This window comes from Rhodococcus sp. G6(2025), from assembly GCF_058628105.1.
Map to the genome: position 1 here is coordinate 5,802,988 of NZ_CP179750.1, position 18,246 is coordinate 5,821,233.

The window sequence follows — 18,246 nt, forward strand, 5'->3', positions numbered from 1 at the left end:
AGCCGGAACAGGCCACCCCCTGGTCGGGCGGTGCGGTCGCGATGCTACCGGTCCGCGACTGCACCGCCCTCCCTGCGAAGATCGAGCAGGCGCATCACCCGTGTCGCACTCACCCCGTGAACGAGGACGGAGAGGACGACGGTGAAGGCCACCGTCGACCACAACCATTTCTCGTCGTCCACGCCGGCTTCCGCAGCGGCGTAGGCGAGATAGTAGATCGATCCGATTCCGCGAACCCCGAAGAACGCGGTGACCCGGCGCTCGGGACCGGACATCTCCTCGCAGCCCAGCAGCGAAAGCCATCCCACCACCGGCCGGATGACGAACACGAGGGCTGTCGCGACGAGAACCCCGCCCCACGTCAGTCCGGTCAGCAGACCGGAGGTGAGTGCCACCCCCAGCAGGAGCAGAACGGCGAGGGTGAGCACGTGTTCGAGTTGCTCGATCAGGCTGTGCATCTCGGCGTGGTAGTCGTGGGCCCGCTCCGTCCGACGGATCGCGACCGCGCAGGCGAAGACGGCGAGAAAGCCGTATCCCCCGGCCAGTTCGGTGAGTCCGTACACGGCGAACGTGGCGGCGAGCGCGAAGATGGGTTCGCTGCGTTCGGCGAGGCGCATGTGTGTGATCGGGAAGCGGAAGACCGCGCGGCCGAACAGATCACCGGCAATCCACCCCAGGGCCGCGCCGATGACGACCTTGCCGATCAGCTCCCAGGCCACCCACTGCACGATCCACTGCTCGATCGGTCCCTTGCCGATCATGAACAGCGCCAGATACACGAACGGGAAAGCGAGAGCGTCGTTGAGCCCGGCCTCCGAGGTGAGCGCGAACCGGACCTCGTCGTCCTCCCGATGGGACTCGCCGCCCGAGGTGGGACCCTCCACCTGCACGTCGGACGCCAGAACCGGGTCGGTGGGCGCGAGGACGGCCCCGAGCAGGATCGCGACGGCGGGGGTCAGTGCCGCCACCCACCAGCCGAGCAGCGCGACAGCGGCGATTCCGAGAGGCATCGCGATGAGCAGCAGGCGCCACGTCGAATTCCACGTCCGCCAGCCCAGAGGCCTGTCGATCGCCAGTCCCACACCCATCAGGGCGACGATGACGCAGGTTTCACTCAGGTGCTCCGTCACAGCCGGATGCAGTGCCGGCGACAGGGTGTCCGTGCCCGACTCGCCGAGCAGCAGGCCGCCGCCGGCTCCGACCGCCAGGACGATCAGCGGCGCCGAGACGGCACGGTCCTGGAACAGGCGCGGAACGGTGGCCGCCAGCAGAAGAGCCAGTCCTGCCGTGAGATACACGAAATCGGTGTTCAGCGCGGTCCACCGCCTCCGCGTGGGGAAGATCCAGTCCGGTCGCCTCCGGTTACCCCCGTGCGCGAATCCGAACCAGCGCCGTCACCCCACCTCACCCCGCAGCAGGGACGCCATTCGTGCGTCGAACGCCACGAACAGCACCCGGGGGATTTCGGCGTCCGACTCACGGACGGCACCGACCGCCTGCCGGACGGCGTCGTCCGCGGGCCAGCCGTACACCCCGGACGAGATCAGCGGGAACGCGACGGACTGCGCGCCGAGATCGGAGGCCACCGCCAGGCTGCTGGTGTAGGCGCTGCGCAGGGTGGCCGACCGATCGTCCGACGCGGAGTACACGGGGCCGACCGTGTGGATCACCCATCGAGCCGGCAACCGGCCCGCCGTCGTCGCGACCGCCTGCCCCGCCGGGAGCCCGTCCTGCAGTGTGGTGGCCCGCAGCTGCCTGCATTCGGCGAGGATCTCGGGGCCACCGGCCCGGTGGATGGCGCCGTCCACGCCACCACCGCCGAGCAGACCGGAGTTGGCGGCGTTGACGATGGCGTCGACCTCGACCGTCGTGATGTCACCCTGCACTACCTCGATGGTGGTCATCACCCCATTATCGCCGCGAGCTCACCGCGACCCGCACGATCAGTCCGGCGACCAGCGCCCAGAACGCGGACCCGATGCCGAGGATGCTCACCCCCGACGCGGCGATCAGGAAGGTGACGACGGCGCCTTCCCGTTCGCGGACGTCGTCGAGGGCGGAGGCCAGTGCCCCGCCGAGGGTGCCGAGGAGCGCGAGACCGGCGACGGCCTCCACGACGCCCTCAGGTGCCGCGGCGATGAGCGTGGCCACCGCGGCGGAACAGGCGGCGAGCACCAGGTAGGCCCAGCCTGCCGTGAAGGCCGCGACCCAGCGCTTTTTGGGATCGGGGTGTGCGGACGGTGCGGCGGCGAGGGCGGCGCTGATGGCGGCGAGGTTGATGGCGTGTCCACCGGCGGGCGCGCCCACCAGGGTCCCGACTCCGGTCACCAGCATGGCCGGCCGCCACGGCACCCGGTAGCCGAACGAATTCATGACGGCGGTCCCGGGGATGTTCTGGGACGCCATCGTCACGATGTACAGCGGGATCGCGATCCCGATCATCGGCTGCCACGTCCAGGCCGGTGCGGTGACGTCGAGTCTCGGCAGGAGCGCGCTGGTGTCCAGCCCGTCGCTGCCGGAGGCGAGACCGATCGCGATCACCACTGCGGCGGCCCCGAACGCGGCCGGCACCGCCCACCGCGGCGAGTACCGCTGCAGGACCAGCCACACGAGAATCACGGGCGCGACGGCCAGCGGAGCGTCACGCAGCGCCAGCACCGGCGCCAGGCACAGCGGCAGCAGCACCCCCGCGAGCATCGCCTGCGCCAACGCCGAGGGGATGGCCGCGATGAGCCGTCCCAGCCGCGGCCACAGCCCCGTGAGGATCACCGCCGCCCCCACGACGACGAACGCCCCGACCGCCGCCGGCCAGCCGCCGCTCACCGTCCCCGCACCGGCGAGGAGAGCGGCGCCCGGCGTCGACCACGCCAGCGTGATCGGCATGCGGTAGTGCCGCGACATCCACAGCATGCCCAGCGCCTGCGTCACACACAACGCCAGCAGTCCCGACGCGGCCTGGGCGGAGTTCGCTCCCACCGCCGTCAGTCCGGTGAGGACGACCGCGAACGAACTGGTGAAGCCCACCAGGGCGGTGACGATTCCGGCGCTGATCGGCTGGGCGGCGGAATCGGGTGAGCGCACATCGCTGTCGGGCACGGACATAGGACGCGATTCTGCCCGACGCGTGGTCCGGGGGGATCCGTGGCATTAGGGTCGGCACGGTGAAACACGACGACGCCCCCGCACTGCCGACCGCCGCCGACTTCCCCGCCCTGTGGCCGGTGCCGACCCGTTGGGCCGACAACGACCACTACGGGCACGTCAACAACGTCACGTACTACTCGTACTTCGACACGGCCGTCAACGGCTGGCTGATCGCGACGACGGGCACCGACATCCGCGATCTGCCCGCCATCGGCGTGGTCGCCGAGACGTCCTGCAAGTACGTCAGCGAGCTGACGTTCCCGGACCGTCTGCAGGTGGGGTTGTCCGTCGAGAAGCTGGGCACCCGGAGCATCGTGTATGCGCTCGCGATCTTCCGCGAGAACGACGACGCGCTCGAACTCGCGGCTCTCGGCCGTTTCGTGCACGTGTACGTGGACGCGAAGACCCGGCGACCGGTGCCGATTCCCGCCGAAATCCGGAGCGCTGCAACCCTTCTGGTGGCGCCGGACGCCGTCTGAACGTCCGGCACGACCAGGCGGTTCAGCGCAGTCCCTCGGCCTCCGCCGTGGCCACCGCCCGGGCGATGATGCCGTCGATCAGCGCGACCGTGGGCGCACCGGTCTCGGCCTTGTTCCGGGGGTCGTCGATCACCCGGCGCAGGACGCCTTCGGCGATGATCGCCAACTTCCACAACGCCAGCACGTGCCAGTACCCGACATGCGTGACATCGCGTTTCGTGTGGTGGACGTAGGCCTCCACGAGGTCGGCCCGGGTGGGGAATCCCTCCAGAGTGGAGGCAGGGAACGGTCCGGCGTCCTCGTCGCCCGCCTCGGGCCAGTAGGCCAGCAATGCGCCGACGTCGGCGAGGGGGTCGCCCAGCGTGCACAGTTCCCAGTCGACCACTGCGACCACCTCACCTTCCTCGGGCGAGGTGATGACGTTGCTCAGGTGAAAATCACCGTGCACCAACGACAGTTCGGTCTGCTCCGGCATGTTGCGCTCGAGGATGCCCGCCAGGTCCTCGATCGCCGGGACGTCGCGGGTACGGGACTTCTCCCACTGATCCGTCCAGCGCTTCAACTGCCTTGCCGCGTACGGCTTGTGACTGGCCAGATCCTCCAGCCCGGCGTCCCCGAGATCGACCGCATGGATCTTCGCGAGAGCCTTCGGCATCGCCAGTCCGACGGCATTCCGCTGTTCGGGTGTCAGCTTCTTCGCCACGCCGATACTGTCGATCACCACCCCCGCGACGTAACTCATCAGCACGAGCGGCGCGTCCGTGACCTCCGGATCGTCGGTGAGCCCGAGGATCTTCGGCACCGGAACGTCGGATCCCTGCAGAGAGGACAGAATCCGATGTTCGCGGACCACGTCGTGCGCCGATGCGAGCAGATGTCCGAGCGGTGGCCGCCGCAGCACCCACCGACCACCACCCGCGTCGCTGACCGCGTACGTGAGATTCGACTGACCGTTCCCGATCCTCTCGAAGCTCAGCGGCGCGATCGCTCCCACGCCGAGTCCGGCAATCCACGCAGAAACGGCATCTTCGTTCAGCCCCACAGCATTCACGCGCTCGATGCTAACCGCTCGGAAGCCCGATGCGGAGGGAACCGGTCCGCACCGCAGGTCGCGGCCCTAGGGTGGCAACAGTGAGGCCGATTCGGCCGGAACTGGAGGGACCGACGTGGAAGTTTTCCTCATCGTGTGCGGCGTGCTCCTCGCCGTGAGTGCCGTCGCCGTGAGCATTCCCAAGCTGAGGCTGAAGGGAACCGCGTGGACGGGGTTGCAATCCCGGGGCCTGAGCGGGCAGCAGGTCCGGCTGATCGGCGTGGCGGAACTCGCCGGGGGTGTCGGCGTTCTCGTCGGCCTCTACTGGACCCCACTGGGAGTGATCGCAGCGGTGGCGCTGCTGATTCTCCTCCTGTGCGCAATCGGCTTTCACGTCCGGCACGGCGACTACGGCAACCCCGACACCCGGGCCGTCGCGATGCCCGCGGTGTACCTCGCGGTGCTGGCCGTCCTCGCCTCGATCGGGTTCGTGTTCGCGGGGTGATCCGGGTCCTCGGACCCTTGCAGCAACAACCTGGCGTCGGCTGTGTCCGAATTGGTCATTAGACGCAGCATGACACCTCCAGACCCCCCGAAACTGGGCATTCTGCCCGAAGCCGGCGGTGCCACTTGCGCACTTCGCGTTCCCGTGGATGCTGTGAAGTAGGACACACACCTGTCCTGCCGCAGTACCCGTCTCCTACGAACCCACAAGGTTCACGGACTCGACAACGCGAGGTGACCCCGATGGTCGACAAGATTGCCTATCCGGTCCAGCTCATCCAGCCGGACGGCCGACGGGTCTTCAGACCCGACTACACGAGCCTGGTCCGCGACATCGGACCCGACCAACTGCGCGGCCTCTACGAGGACCTCGTGGTCGCGCGTCGGATGGATGTCGAAGCGGTCGCCCTGCAACGCCAGGGCGAACTGGGACTCTGGGCCCCCATGCTCGGACAGGAAGCCGCACAGGTCGGCTCCGCCCGCGCCCTCCGCCCCGACGACTACGCGTTCATCAGCTACCGCGAACACGCCGTCGCCTACTGCCGGGGCGTGGACCCGGGGGTGATGACCCGCATGTGGCGGGGATGCGCCCATTCCGCATGGGATCCGAGTGCCGTGAACGTGACGAATCCCGCGATCGTCGTCGGCTCCCAGGGGCTGCACGCCACCGGCTACGCCATGGGCGCCCACCTGGACGGCGCGGAGATCGCGACGATCGCCTATTTCGGCGACGGCGCCACCAGTCAGGGCGACCTCGCCGAGGCCCTCGGCTTCTCGATGAGCTTCAACGCGCCGGTCGTATTCTTCTGCCAGAACAACCAGTTCGCGATCAGCGAACCGGTCCACCTGCAGAGTCCCGTCCCCATCGCGCAGCGCGCCGCCGGGTACGGCATGCCCGCCCTCCGAGTGGACGGCAACGACGTTCTCGCGGTCCTCGCGGTCACCCGCCAGGCCACTCAGCGGGCGCGCGAAGGCAGTGGGCCGACCTTCATCGAGGCCGTCACGTACCGGATGGGCCCCCACACCACGTCGGACGATCCCACCCGGTATCGGGCGGCAGCCGAGACCGAGGTCTGGAAGGCCCGCGACCCGATCGACCGGATGAGGCGCCTCCTCGACCGGGAGGGCCTGCTCGACGACACGTTCCTCGCCGGGGTGCAGGCCACCGCCGACGACGTCGCGGCGCGACTGCGGTCCGGGACCATCGGCGCTCCCGATCCGGAGCCGCTCGACCTGTTCGAGCACGTGTATTCCACCGACCACCCACTCATCGACGAGGAGCGCGAGCAGTACGCCGCGTACCTCGCGGGCTTCGCAGGCATCGAGGAGGCACTGTCATGACCACCACCACACTGTCGCTCGGCGCCGCACTCAACGCAGGCCTCCGGCGCGCCCTCGAACACGACCGCAAGGTCGTGATCATGGGTGAGGACGTCGGACGCCTCGGCGGGGTCTTCCGCGTCACCGACACCCTGCAGAAGGATTTCGGCGACAACCGGGTCATCGACACCCCCCTCGCCGAGTCCGGCATCATCGGCGCCGCGTTCGGCATGGCCCTGCGCGGCTACCGGCCCGTCTGCGAGATCCAGTTCGACGGCTTCGTCTACCCCGCGTTCGACCAGATCGTGTCCCAGGTGGCCAAGATTCACTACCGCACGCAGGGCCGGGTCACCGCGCCCCTCACGATCCGGATCCCGTACGGCGGCGGCATCGGCGCGGTCGAGCACCATTCGGAGTCGCCGGAGGCCTACTTCGCTCACACCGCCGGACTGCGCGTCGTGACTCCCAGCAACCCGGCGGACGCGTTCCACATGATCCAGCAGTCCGTCGCGGCGGACGACCCGGTGGTGTTCTTCGAACCGAAGCGGCGGTACTGGGACAAGGCCGAGTTCGACGTGGACGCCGAACCGGACCTGCCACTGCACCGGGCCCGGGTGACCAGGGAGGGCACGGACGCCACCGTCGTCGCGTACGGTTCCGTCGTGCCGACGGCCCTGTCGGCCGCGTCCATCGCCGCCGACGAGGGGCACTCCCTCGAGGTGATCGACCTGCGCTCCCTCGCGCCGATCGACTTCGACACCATCGAGGAGTCGGTTCGCAAGACCGGAAGACTCGTCGTCGCGCACGAGGCGTCGACGTTCCTCGGCCTGGGCGCGGAGATCGCCGCCCGCATTTCCGAGCGGTGCTTCTACCAGCTGGACGCGCCGGTCCTGAGGGTCGGCGGATTCGACGTTCCGTATCCCCCGGCGAAACTGGAACTGCACCATCTGCCGGACGCCGACCGCCTGCTCGACGCGGTCGATCGCAGCCTCGCGGCCTGATCGCACCCATCGGAGGAAGGAGCCGTCCGTTGGCGCAGGAATTCCGCCTACCCGATCTCGGTGAGGGGCTGACGGAGGCCGAGCTGGTCTCCTGGGCCGTCGAGGTGGGCCAGACGATCGAACTCAATCAGGTGATCGGAGAGGTCGAGACAGCGAAGGCGCTCGTCGAGTTGCCTTCGCCGTACGCGGGTGTCGTGGAGGAACTGCTGGTTCCGGCTGGCGCGACAGTGCCGGTCGGGACGCCGATCATCCGGATCGCGACGGATGCGGCCACCGAGGAACCTCCCGCGCGCACGCCCGTTCTGGTGGGGTACGGGCCCGAGGCCGCCGCCGAGAGCAAACGGGCCCGGCGGAAGCTGGTGGCCACTCCGGAGACCGGCACGTCCGGCCCGGACCGTCGGCGCCCCGACGCCTCGCCGGCAGCCCGGGCGGCCGCACGTGAACTCGGGGTCGAGCTCGCCGCTGTCGCGGGGACGGGGCCGTCCGGCGCCGTCACCCGGAACGACGTCGAATCCCACGCGGGTTCGGCCGGGCAGTCCGTGCCGTCGACACCGGGCTCGCCGGAGCCGCCGGAGCGCGAGACCCGCACCCCGATCCGCAGCGTCCGGAAGCAGACCGCGGCGGCGATGGTCCGCAGCGCGTTCACCGCCCCGCACGTCACCGAATTCGTGACCGTCGACGTGACCCGGTCGGTGGAACTGCTCGACCGCCTGCGTGACCTCCCCGCATTCGAGGGACTGTCGGTGACACCACTGAGCCTGGTCGCGAAGGCGATGATCGTCGCGCTGCGCGAGAACCCGAGCCTCAACGCCTCGTGGGACGAGGAGAACCAGGAGATCGTCACCAAGCACTACGTCAATCTCGGCATCGCCGCGGCCACGCCCCGCGGTCTGGTCGTCCCCAACATCAAGGAGGCGCAGTCGCTGAGCCTGCTCGAACTGTGCCGCGCGATCACCGAACTGACCGCGACCGCGCGCAGCGGCAGAGCCGAACCCGCGCAGCTGACCGGCGGCACCGTGTCGATCACCAACGTCGGAGTGTTCGGTGTCGACGCGGGCACACCCATCCTCAACCCCGGCGAATCGGCCATCCTCTGCCTGGGCAGCGTCACCAGGCGACCGTGGGTGCACGAGGACGAACTCGCGGTGCGGTGGGTCACCACCCTGAGCGTGTCGTTCGATCACCGGGTGGTCGACGGCGAGCAGGGGTCGAGGTTCCTGTCGTCCGTCGCGGCGATGCTGCACGATCCCGCCTCACTGCTCGCGCACCTCTGATCCTCGGTACGTTTGGTCGGTGAGCACTTCCCGAGCGTCCGCGGTCGACACGCGTCCACCAGTGACCGAGCCGCTCCGCCGGGCTCGTGCGGGAACGTTCGGGATCTTCGGGATCAACGGGTTCCTGCTCGGCATGTGGGTCGTGCACATTCCGGCGATCGAGGACCGGACCGGCATCAGCCACTCCACGCTGGGTTCGCTGCTGCTCCTGCTCGCGGTCGGCGCGATCGGCGGCATGCAGGTCAGCGGTCCACTGGCCGACCGGTTCGGCAGCAGGCGCATGGTGATCATCGCCGGACTCCTCCTGTCGGCCGCCACCGTGGGCCCAGGGCTGGCGTCCGCGGCCTGGCAACTCGGTCTCGCCCTGCTCGTGTTCGGCTTCGCCAACGGCGCACTGGACGTGTCGATGAACTCGCAGGCCGTCGAAGTCGAGCAGCGGTACGGACGGCCGATCATGTCGGCGTACCACGCCCTGTTCTCCGTGGGCGGGGTGGCAGGATCGCTGCTCGGAGCGGCGACGCTCGCCGCCGGGTGGGCACCCGTGACGGCGTTGCTGGTCGCCGGGGCTGTCGGGGTCGTCACCGTCGCCGCGGGCTCGCGGTGGCTGATGGCGGACCGTCCCCGCTCTCGGCACGACACCGCTCCCGCCGAGAAGGCACAGGGCCGGCTGTCCACCCGGGTCCTCGCGCTCGGTGGCATCGCCTTCGTCCTCATGCTGTCGGAGGGTGTCGCGAACGACTGGAGCACCTTACAGGTCAAGGAACACCTCGGAACGTCCGATTCCATCGCCGCCCTCGCGTTCGGAGCCTTCTCCGTGATGATGACGGTGGGCCGGTTCACCGCGGACCGTGTGAGCGGCGCGCTCGGTCCCGTCGCCGTCGTCCGCTACGGCACCCTGATCGCCGCCCTCGGAATGCTGCTCGTCGTCGTCTCGGGGCTGCTCCCGCTCACCGTCCTGGGCTGGGCGCTGTTCGGCCTCGGGTTGTCGGGTTGCGTCCCCCAGATCTTCACCGCCGCGGGGAACCTCGGCGCGGGTTCCGCGGGCACCAACATGTCCCGGGTGGTCGGGCTGGGGTACGTCGGATTCCTCGCCGGCCCGGCCACCATCGGCTGGATCACCCAGGTGGTTCCGCTCACCGTCGCGATGGTGGTGCCCCTGGTCTGCGTGCTCGTGGCCGCCACGTTCGCGGGGACGGTCCGGCGCACCTGACACGCTCGCCGCACGAACAGGACCGTTCACCGACCTCACAGCGGCCTCTCATCGATCGTTCAGCGTCGGTTGGCACACTGTGTGTCGTGACCGAATCGACTAGCAGGCTGCGTCTCAGTCTTCGTCGCCTCGCCTTCGCCGCGGCGGGTGTGGCGGCACTGTGCGCGCTGTACCTCATCCGCCCCGAATCGTCGGGTCTCGTCCTCCCTGAGGCACTCCGACCCGTCGCCGATCCTGTGATCCAGGCGATCGACGTCACCACGGTGCTCGCAGCGACCGTCGTCCTCGCCATCGTCGCGGCGATGCGAAAACTTTCGTACGGCATGGGTGCGGTACTGCTGCTGTGTATCGGCGCGAATCTCACCAGCGCCGCAGTCCGGGCATGGGAATCGGATGCACCGTCGGTGCTCCTGCCGAGCGGACACGTCGTCGCCGTCACCGCGCTGTACGGTTCGGCGCTGCTGGTGTCGGCGCCGCGGTTCCGGCCCGTCATCGCGGGCCTGGGTTTCGCCGTCGTCCTCGGTGTCGCGGGGGCCGCCGCGCTGATCGAACCGATCGGCATCTTCGGCCTCGCGGCCGGCCTGATGATCTTGGCGATCTGGTGGGCGCTGGCGTCCACCCTGATGCTGTACTCCCCCGTCGCCGCCGAGCGAGAAGAGCGACGGCCCGACACCGCGGCCATCGCCTTCTCCCGGCACCGCGGCAGTCTGCGCCTCTGAGGCGCTTCGCGCCCGTGCGCCTTTCTGGTAGCTGGTGCTACCAAAAAGGCGCACGGGCCCGGAGGGCCTACAGGGCCTTGAGTTCCTCGGTGACCTCGGAGACCGACTTCTTCGCGTCCCCGAAGAGCATGGAGGTGGTGTCGGCGAAGAACAGCGGGTTGTCGATGCCGGCGAAGCCGGAGTTCATCGACCGCTTCAGCACGATCACCGACTTCGACTGATCCACATTCAAGATGGGCATCCCGTGGATCGGCGACGACGGGTCGTTGCGGGCGGCGGGGTTGGTGACATCGTTCGCACCGATCACCAGGGTGACGTCGGTGCGGGCGAACTCGTCGTTGATGTCGTCCATTTCCTTCATCGCGTCGTACTCGACGTCGGCCTCGGCGAGCAGCACGTTCATGTGCCCGGGCATCCGGCCCGCCACCGGGTGAATGGCGTACTTGACCTCGACACCCTTCGACTCGAGCAGCTTGGCCATGTCCTTGACCGCGTGCTGGGCCTGCGCGACGGCCAACCCGTAGCCGGGGACCACGATCACCTGGTTGGCGTACGCCATCTGGATCGCCGCATCCGCCGCCGAGGTGGACTTCGCCGTCTTCACGGTCCCGTCCCCGACCGCCGCCGCGACGCCGCCGCCACCGAACCCGCCGGCCACGATCGCCGGGATGGACCGGTTCATCGCCTTCGCCATCAGGTTGGTCAGGATCGAACCCGACGCACCGACGATCATGCCGGCCACGATCATCGCCTGATTATTGAGCGCCAGACCGGCGGCCGCCGCGGACAGACCCGTCAACGCGTTCAGCAGCGAAATCACGACGGGCATGTCGGCGCCGCCGATCGGCAGCACCACCATCAACCCGAGCACCGCCGCCAGCACAAGCACACCCACGATCCACCACTGCGACGTGGGTCCGGTCGGATCGATCGCCTTGACCCCGATGGCCACCGCCAATGCGACGGCCCCGATCAGCAGCACCGCATTGAGCGGCTGCTGCAGCTTGCCGATGCCGATCGGCCGGCCCGGCAGGGTTTCCTGCAGCTTGAGGAACGCGATCACCGAACCCCAGAAGGAGATCGACCCGATGATCGCCGCGAACAGCGACGCGATGACGATGTGCACCGTCGGCGACTCACCGTGTTGGAAGGCGGTGAACCCGTCCGAGTCCAGGAACTCGGCGTACGCGATCAACGCGACCGTGCCGCCACCGACACCGTTGAACAGTGCCACCAGCTGCGGCATCGCGGTCATCTTCGTCCGCAACGCCGGCGGCACACCCAGGATCACACCGATCACCAGACCGGCGACGATCAGCACCCAGTTGGAGGTGTCCCGGATCGCGATCAGAGTGGCGACCACCGCGACACCCATGCCGACCGCGGCGATCTGGTTACCGCGGACCGCGGTCTTCGGGCCGGTCAGGCCCATCAGACCGTAGATGAACATCGCGAACGCCACGATGTACAGAACGTTGACGAGGTACTCCATTACCGGTCCCCACCCTTCTCAACAACAACAACGGGGGCGGTGGGCTTGGACTTGAACATCGCCAGCATCCGGTCGGTGACCACGAAACCACCGACCACGTTGATCGTTCCGAAGACCAGGGCCACGAACAGGATCACCTGCAGCCCCCACGGCGGGTCCTCGACCTTGCCGAGCACCACCAGCGCACCCAACACGACGATGCCGTGGATGGCGTTCGTGCCCGACATCAGCGGGGTATGCAACGTGTTCGGGACCTTCGAGATCACCGCGAACCCCACGAACCCGGACAACACCAGGATCGCGATGTTCGCCAACAATTCGGTGTACATCTAGGACACACCCTCCTCACGGGTGACGCAGGACGCGGCGAGGACCTCGTCCGAGAAATCGGGGGCCAGCGCCCCGTCGACGAGCATCAACTCCAGCAGCGCGGAGATGTTCTTCGAGTACAGCTCCGACGCGTGCTCGGGCATGCTGGCGGGCAGGTTCAGCGGCGAGCAGATCGTCACCCCGTGCTTGACCACGGTCTGACCGGGCTCGGTGAGCTCGCAGTTACCGCCGGTCTCACCGGCCAGGTCGACCACCACGGAGCCGGGCTTCATGCCCTCCACCGCGGCCGCGGTCACCAACCGCGGCGCCGGACGGCCCGGCACCAGCGCGGTGGTAATGACCACGTCGAAGCCCTTGATCGCGTCCTCGAGCGCCTGCTGCTGCTGCGCCCGCTCCTCCTCGGTCAGCTCGCGGGCGTACCCGCCCTCACCGGCGGCGTCGATCCCCAGATCGAGCCACTGCGCACCGACCGAGCGAACCTGATCGGCGACCTCCGGGCGCACGTCGTAACCGGTGGCCCGGCCCCCGAGACGCTTCGCCGTGGCCAGGGCCTGCAGGCCGGCGACACCGACACCGAGCACCAGCACCGTCGCCGGCTTGACCGTGCCGGCGGCGGTGGTGAGCATCGGGAAGAACCGGGTCGACTCCGACGCCGCGAGCAGCACCGACTTGTACCCGGACACGTTCGCCTGCGACGACAACGCGTCCATCACCTGGGCGCGGGAAATACGCGGGATCGCCTCCACCGCGAACGCCTGCACCCCCGCAGACTTCAACGCGGCGACCTGATTGTCCTGGTTACGGGGGGCGAGGAACCCGATCAGGGTCTGCCCGGCACGCAACCGGCCCACTTCCTCGTCCGATGGCGGCGCGACCTTGACGATCACGTCCGCCGACCACGGGTCGGCAATGGCGGCTCCTGCCAATTTGTACAACTCGTCCGGGATCAGCGCGCCCAAACCGGCACCCGACTCGACCACCACGTCGACGCCCTTGGCGATCAACGACGCCACGATCTTCGGCACCAACGCGACCCGACGCTCACCGTCGTTCGACTCCCGAACGACGCCGACCGTCGGGCGCGCAGTGGACGCGCTCTGCGATGTATCCATGTATCGACTTCCTGCGGTAGATGGTGTGTGTGCCGCGACGAGCGGCGATCAACCGATGATGAGCGGAAATATTTCCCCCGACTCGACTGAGTTAGCTGATAGTAGCCAGAGAAAGCGTGACGTAGGGAACAGAGAAGTCCGTGGGTAGGCGTCTGAATCGAGTCCGAACAGTCGTTCTCACACATCTTTCTGCTCGTTTGTGAACCCGGTCACAGGGTGTTTCGTCGTAGTCTGACGGTAGACAGCCGCACGGAAGCGGAGGTTCGGCCATGAGCACACCGAAGGAACGGAGCGCGGAGGACGTCACCGCGAATCCACCGGTCGTCGTCGAGCGGGTCTACGACCATCCGACCGAGGGCGACGGACTCCGACTGTTCGTGGACCGGCTGTGGCCGCGGGGGCTCCGCAAGGACGCGTTCCATTTCGACGACTGGGCCAAGGACCTCGCACCGTCGACGGAGCTGCGTCACTGGTACTCGCACGACGTCGCCGCATTCAGCGAGTTCCGCGAGCGGTACGTCCACGAGCTCGACTCGCCGAGCGGACGGAAGGCTGTCGCGCGGGTGCAGGAACTCGCGCAGGGGCGGCCGATCGTTCTCCTGACCGCGACGAAGGACGTCAGCCACAGTCACGCCGAGGTGCTCGCCGAATACATGCTGGATCGGTTGTGACCGCCCACCGCGACGCTGCCGCGCCCATCACCGAGCCGGACGACGACCTCGGCGGCGACCCCGTCTGCTGGCTCGACCGCGTGTGCCCCGACTGCGGGTTGTTCCTCATCGACCACACCGCGGGCACCTGCCCGCGCTGCGGGGCGGCGCGGGACAGGTGACGTGCGGGACAGGTGACGTGCCGGAATTCAGCCGGCGTTCAGGTACCGGGCGCGGAGTTTGTGCTTGACGAGTTTGCCCGTGGGTGTGCGCGGCAGGCCGTCGGAGAAGTCGATGCTGCGCGGCGCCTTGAAGTGACTCACCCGGTCGCGCACGTAGTCGAGTAATTCGCGGGCGACGGCATCGGACGGCTCCACCCCCTCGACGAGTTGCACGACGGCTTTGACCTGTTCGCCCATCTCCTCGTCGGGCACGCCGATCACCGCGACGTCGAACACCTTGGGATGCATCGTGAGAACGTTCTCCGACTCCTGCGGGTAGATGTTCACCCCACCGGAGATGATCATGAACGCGGCGCGGTCGGTGAGATAGAGGAAGCGGTCGGAGTCGATGTACCCGATGTCGCCGCTCGTGGTCCACGTCGGATGGTCGGGGTGCGTCGCGGATTCGGTCTTGGCCGGGTCGTTGTGATATTCGAACGGCCGTTCCTCCCTCTCCCAGTAGACGGTCCCGATGTCACCGACGGGTACGTCCGCACCGTTGTCGTCGCAGATGTGGACGATGCCCATGACCCCGTCGTGGCCGACCGATCCCGGCTTCGCGAGGGCCTGGGCGCTGTCGATGAACGTGGCCCCGGCGCCTTCGGTGGACGCGTAGTACTCGTGGATCACCGGGCCCCACCACTCGATCATCGAACGCTTCACGTCGGGCGGGCACGGCGCCGCCGCGTGGATCGCCACCTTCAGACTCGACACGTCGAACTTGTCGCGAACGTCCTTGGGCAGCTTGAGCATCCGGACGAACATCGTCGGGACCCACTGGCTGTGGGTCACCCGGTACTCCTCGATGAGCCGCAGCGCCTCCTCGGCGTCGAAGCGGTCCATCAGGACGATCGTGCCGCCGACGGACGTGATGGTGCCGCAGAAGCGCAGCGGCGCTGCGTGATACAGGGGTGCGGGGCACAGATAGACGGTGTCGGAATCGAATCCGTACATCGGGGCGAACACGGCGGTGTACGGATCCGTGGTGGTGTCCACCTCGCCCTCGGGCAGAGCGGGTTTGATCCCCTTGGGCCTGCCGGTGGTGCCCGAGGAGTACAGCATGTCCTGCCCGCGGGGCTGCGAATCGAGCGGTTCGGCCGACTGCGCCGCCACGGCGTCGTCGTAGCTGTCGAATCCGTCGAGTTCGCCGCCGTACACGAGACGGTGCCGGATGCGGGGCAGCTGATTCTCCTCGCGCGGCACGGCGCCGCCCGCGTCGGCGGACACGATGAGCACCTCGGCTCCGCAGTCGTCCACGACGTATCCGGCTTCCTCCGGGGTGAGATGCCAGTTCACCACGGTGATGTACAGCCCGGATCGCAGCGCCGCCCAGTACACCTCGAGAACCCGGAGGTCGTTGCTCGACACGAGCGCCAGGTGGTCGCCGACCTTCAGGCCGAGCGAACGCAGGTGCCGTGCGAGGCGGGTGGACCGCTCGTCCAGCTCCCGGTAGGTCAGCTGCTCCCCCGTCGAGGGACGAATGACAGCGGGCTTGTCCGGGGTGGTCGCCACGAAGTTTCCAGGGAACATCCGCACTCCTTTTGTTAATGGAGATTCTCACCATCGGTCTACCACACCGAACCCGGGCCGGGGAGGCCTTCGACGCCGTCACCGGCGCATTCGTCCGCCCGCGGCGAAAACCCTCGGACGCGTCGGCGGGAGGTCCTAGAGTTGAGGCAAAAGGAGGCGTACGACCCGTGAATGCCCTGCAGAAGGAACCGATCCTCGACGCATTGTTCGAGGAATGGGACGTACTCGACGACGTGCTGTCCACGTTGTCCGGCGACGCGTGGTTCACGCCCACCGCGCTGCCGGGCTGGACCGTCCACGACGTGACCGCGCATCTCATCGGCACGGAGTCGCTCCTCGCCGGAATCTCCGCACCGCACACCAGTATCGACGTCCGCGGCCTCGCGCACGTGCGCAACGCGATCGGTGCGTTCAACGAAGAGTGGGTCGAAGGGCTGCGGGGCTGCTCCGGCCCCGAGATGCTCGAGCGTTTCCGGGTGATCGTGGCCCGCAGGCGGTCGGAGCTGAGCGAGATGACCGACGAGGCGTTCGAGGCCGAGACCACCACACCGGTCGGTCCGGCTCCCTACCTCCGGTTCATGCGCATCCGCGTGTTCGACTGCTGGATGCACGAGCTCGACCTGCGCGACGCCCTCGCGCTGCCCGGCGACGAGGGCGGCCTGCGCGGGGAGACGGCGTTCGAGGAGATCGCGGGCGCTGTCGCGTTCCTCGTCGGCAAGCGCGGTAAGGCCCCGGACGGGTCGAGGATCACCCTGGAGCTGACGGGACCGCTCGCGCGGAACATTCACGTCGCCGTCGACGGCAGAGCCGCGGTGGTCGACGCACTGCCGTCCGAGGCCACCGCGACCGTGACTCTCGACTCCCGGCTGTTCACCCGGTTGGCGGGCGGCCGGACGACGGCGGCCGATCACCGCGACGAGATCGCGTTGAGCGGCGACACCGCCGTGGGCAAGAGGATCGTCGACAACCTCGCGTTCACGATCTGACCGCGGTGCGCCTGTTCCTGTCTTCGTATCGGTTCGGTGCGGATCCCGCGCCGCTGCTGTCGCTCGTCGGCCGCCCGGGGCGTGTGGGGGTGATCGCTGCGGCCGCGGACGCGTGGCCGCGGACGGCGCGGACGTCCGCGGTCGTGAGTGACGTGATGCCGCTGACGCGGCTGGGCTTCACCCCGGAAGAGGTGGATCTGCGCGACTACATCGGCAGCGACGGGCACGCGCGTTCGGCCGTGCTGAGGGAGCGGCTGGCGGGGTTCGGCATGCTGTGGGTGCGCGGCGGGAACACGTTCGTGTTGCGCGCGCAGATGGCCCGGAGCGGCGCGGACCGGGTGATCCCGGAACTACTGCTGGGGGATTCGCTGGTGTACGCCGGCTACAGCGCGGGGGCGTGTGTGATGACTCCGACGCTGCACGGTCTCGACTCCTCCGATGACCCGGCGGAGGTGGTCGCCACCTGCGGCATGGAGCCGCTCTGGGACGGTCTGGGCGTGGTGGGCTTCGCGATCGTGCCGCATCACCCGCCTGCGGAGCTTCCAGGGGCCGAAGACGCCGTCCCCTTGGAGGACGCGGCAGCCGTTCGGCGCACTGTCACCGCTTTGAGGCTCGCCGGCATCGAGTACCGCACTTTGACGGACGATCAGGCGATCGTCGTGAACGGAGATCGAACCGAACTCGTGTGACGACGGCGAGCCCTGCGACAGGAAGGCCTTCAGCCGAAGACGGCGACCGGCACGGACGGTGTGAACGGGGCGACGCGGTCGAGTGCGGCCCAGGTGACCTCGCAGCGCTTGGCGGTGACTTCGTCCGCGTCGGCGAGGAGCGTGTTCAGGAGGGTCTTCGGGTTCAGGCGCCATTCCTGCACCATGGACCGAACTTCCTCGTTGGTGAACAACCCCGAACCGGCCAGTGCGAAGATCCATTCGTCGAACTCGCCACGGTGGATCTGTTCGATGGAATCGTAGTCGATACCACCGTCGAGGAACTCGTACGAGAACATCGCGGAGATGTAGCTGCTGGGATCTCGGTGGAGTGCATTCATCGGTGCGGGTCCTTCCAGGGTCGGTGCGGCAAAACCCGGCCCCAACCGTGTTCTAGCTCACATATCGTGAGAATCTCCGTTTGGGTGTAACGCCTCGCCGGTGTTTGACGATGCAAGACGCTAACCCGTAGAAGTGAGTTTTTGCATTGCCTGGCCGATACGATCCGGTAACGGAGTGACGAATGTGACCTGTGTT

General features: G+C 68.3%; 20 protein-coding genes. 11 read left to right on the plus strand and 9 right to left on the minus strand.

Annotation, left to right across the window (positions count from 1 at the left end):
• Window positions 1–44: 44 nt before the first annotated feature.
• The 3 genes from ACLIVD_RS26805 to ACLIVD_RS26815 all read right to left on the minus strand — a co-directional run bounded on the left by ACLIVD_RS26805 (window position 45) and on the right by ACLIVD_RS26815 (window position 3,102).
• Window positions 45–1,298 carry a cation:proton antiporter gene (locus ACLIVD_RS26805; protein WP_283335848.1) on the minus strand — a complete coding sequence of 418 codons (1,254 nt, stop codon included), beginning with the start codon at window positions 1,296–1,298 and terminating at the stop codon, window positions 45–47.
• A gap of 96 nt (window positions 1,299–1,394) precedes the next feature.
• Window positions 1,395–1,904: an O-acetyl-ADP-ribose deacetylase gene (locus tag ACLIVD_RS26810; RefSeq protein WP_283335846.1), complete on the minus strand. Its 510-nt coding sequence runs from the start codon at window positions 1,902–1,904 to the stop codon at window positions 1,395–1,397.
• A 7-nt stretch (window positions 1,905–1,911) separates the two neighbouring features.
• Window positions 1,912–3,102 carry a benzoate/H(+) symporter BenE family transporter gene (locus ACLIVD_RS26815; protein ID WP_491930900.1) on the minus strand — a complete coding sequence of 397 codons (1,191 nt, stop codon included), beginning with the start codon at window positions 3,100–3,102 and terminating at the stop codon, window positions 1,912–1,914.
• A 59-nt stretch (window positions 3,103–3,161) separates the two neighbouring features.
• Between ACLIVD_RS26815 and ACLIVD_RS26820 the strand changes: the two genes are divergently transcribed.
• The gene (locus ACLIVD_RS26820) at window positions 3,162–3,623 is read left to right on the plus strand and encodes an acyl-CoA thioesterase (RefSeq protein WP_491930901.1); all 462 of its coding nucleotides are present in this window, start codon (window positions 3,162–3,164) and stop codon (window positions 3,621–3,623) included.
• 22 nt (window positions 3,624–3,645) lie between these two features.
• Here ACLIVD_RS26820 and ACLIVD_RS26825 read toward each other — a convergent pair whose 3' ends face one another.
• Window positions 3,646–4,674, minus strand: a complete 1,029-nt coding sequence (locus tag ACLIVD_RS26825) for a phosphotransferase family protein (RefSeq protein ID WP_283335843.1) — start codon at window positions 4,672–4,674, stop codon at window positions 3,646–3,648.
• Between the two features lie 115 nt (window positions 4,675–4,789).
• Here ACLIVD_RS26825 and ACLIVD_RS26830 point away from each other — a divergent pair, with 115 nt between their 5' ends.
• From ACLIVD_RS26830 to ACLIVD_RS26855, 6 genes are all read left to right on the plus strand, one after another.
• On the plus strand, window positions 4,790–5,158 hold the full coding sequence (locus ACLIVD_RS26830; RefSeq protein WP_283335842.1) for a DoxX family protein: 369 nt from the start codon (window positions 4,790–4,792) through the stop codon (window positions 5,156–5,158).
• 242 nt (window positions 5,159–5,400) lie between these two features.
• Window positions 5,401–6,498 (plus strand): pyruvate dehydrogenase (acetyl-transferring) E1 component subunit alpha, encoded by a 1,098-nt coding sequence (gene pdhA / locus ACLIVD_RS26835; RefSeq protein WP_283335841.1) that lies wholly within the window; start codon window positions 5,401–5,403, stop codon window positions 6,496–6,498.
• Window positions 6,495–7,478, plus strand: coding sequence for an alpha-ketoacid dehydrogenase subunit beta (locus ACLIVD_RS26840; RefSeq protein ID WP_283335839.1), 984 nt, complete (start codon window positions 6,495–6,497; stop codon window positions 7,476–7,478). The genes pdhA and ACLIVD_RS26840 overlap by 4 nt, the downstream gene beginning before the upstream one ends.
• Before the next feature lie 29 nt (window positions 7,479–7,507).
• Entirely contained in the window at window positions 7,508–8,752 is a 1,245-nt protein-coding gene (locus ACLIVD_RS26845) for a dihydrolipoamide acetyltransferase family protein (RefSeq protein ID WP_283353531.1), read from the plus strand.
• Between the two features lie 61 nt (window positions 8,753–8,813).
• Window positions 8,814–9,962, plus strand: coding sequence for an MFS transporter (locus tag ACLIVD_RS26850; RefSeq protein WP_491932925.1), 1,149 nt, complete (start codon window positions 8,814–8,816; stop codon window positions 9,960–9,962).
• A gap of 86 nt (window positions 9,963–10,048) precedes the next feature.
• The gene (locus ACLIVD_RS26855) at window positions 10,049–10,681 is read left to right on the plus strand and encodes a hypothetical protein (RefSeq protein ID WP_491930902.1); all 633 of its coding nucleotides are present in this window, start codon (window positions 10,049–10,051) and stop codon (window positions 10,679–10,681) included.
• A gap of 67 nt (window positions 10,682–10,748) precedes the next feature.
• Here the strand turns inward: ACLIVD_RS26855 and ACLIVD_RS26860 are convergent, their stop codons facing one another.
• The 3 genes from ACLIVD_RS26860 to ACLIVD_RS26870 are packed head-to-tail and all read right to left on the minus strand — an operon-like array spanning window position 10,749 to window position 13,615.
• The gene (locus ACLIVD_RS26860) at window positions 10,749–12,173 is read right to left on the minus strand and encodes an NAD(P)(+) transhydrogenase (Re/Si-specific) subunit beta (RefSeq protein ID WP_491930903.1); all 1,425 of its coding nucleotides are present in this window, start codon (window positions 12,171–12,173) and stop codon (window positions 10,749–10,751) included.
• On the minus strand, window positions 12,173–12,502 hold the full coding sequence (locus ACLIVD_RS26865) for an NAD(P) transhydrogenase subunit alpha part 2 (RefSeq protein ID WP_271213171.1): 330 nt from the start codon (window positions 12,500–12,502) through the stop codon (window positions 12,173–12,175). Before ACLIVD_RS26865 ends, ACLIVD_RS26860 begins: the two co-directional genes overlap by 1 nt.
• Window positions 12,503–13,615: a Re/Si-specific NAD(P)(+) transhydrogenase subunit alpha gene (locus ACLIVD_RS26870; protein ID WP_491930904.1), complete on the minus strand. Its 1,113-nt coding sequence runs from the start codon at window positions 13,613–13,615 to the stop codon at window positions 12,503–12,505. It lies immediately after the preceding gene.
• 269 nt (window positions 13,616–13,884) lie between these two features.
• On the opposite strand from ACLIVD_RS26870, the gene ACLIVD_RS26875 reads away from it, so the two are divergent.
• Together ACLIVD_RS26875 and ACLIVD_RS26880 are read left to right on the plus strand one after the other, a co-directional pair.
• Window positions 13,885–14,286, plus strand: coding sequence for a DUF488 domain-containing protein (locus ACLIVD_RS26875; protein ID WP_280783684.1), 402 nt, complete (start codon window positions 13,885–13,887; stop codon window positions 14,284–14,286).
• Window positions 14,283–14,447 carry a hypothetical protein gene (locus ACLIVD_RS26880; RefSeq protein ID WP_491930905.1) on the plus strand — a complete coding sequence of 55 codons (165 nt, stop codon included), beginning with the start codon at window positions 14,283–14,285 and terminating at the stop codon, window positions 14,445–14,447. The genes ACLIVD_RS26875 and ACLIVD_RS26880 overlap by 4 nt, the downstream gene beginning before the upstream one ends.
• A 27-nt stretch (window positions 14,448–14,474) precedes the next feature.
• Here ACLIVD_RS26880 and ACLIVD_RS26885 read toward each other — a convergent pair whose 3' ends face one another.
• Complete coding sequence (locus ACLIVD_RS26885; protein WP_491930906.1) at window positions 14,475–16,016, minus strand: AMP-binding protein; 1,542 nt, start codon at window positions 16,014–16,016, stop codon at window positions 14,475–14,477.
• A 167-nt stretch (window positions 16,017–16,183) separates the two neighbouring features.
• Between ACLIVD_RS26885 and ACLIVD_RS26890 the strand changes: the two genes are divergently transcribed.
• The gene (locus ACLIVD_RS26890) at window positions 16,184–17,002 is read left to right on the plus strand and encodes a maleylpyruvate isomerase family mycothiol-dependent enzyme (protein ID WP_280783687.1); all 819 of its coding nucleotides are present in this window, start codon (window positions 16,184–16,186) and stop codon (window positions 17,000–17,002) included.
• A gap of 5 nt (window positions 17,003–17,007) precedes the next feature.
• The gene (locus ACLIVD_RS26895; RefSeq protein ID WP_283353526.1) at window positions 17,008–17,691 is read left to right on the plus strand and encodes a Type 1 glutamine amidotransferase-like domain-containing protein; all 684 of its coding nucleotides are present in this window, start codon (window positions 17,008–17,010) and stop codon (window positions 17,689–17,691) included.
• 29 nt (window positions 17,692–17,720) lie between these two features.
• Here ACLIVD_RS26895 and ACLIVD_RS26900 read toward each other — a convergent pair whose 3' ends face one another.
• Complete coding sequence (locus ACLIVD_RS26900; protein ID WP_011594545.1) at window positions 17,721–18,050, minus strand: hypothetical protein; 330 nt, start codon at window positions 18,048–18,050, stop codon at window positions 17,721–17,723.
• Between the last annotated feature and the right edge of the window lie 196 nt (window positions 18,051–18,246).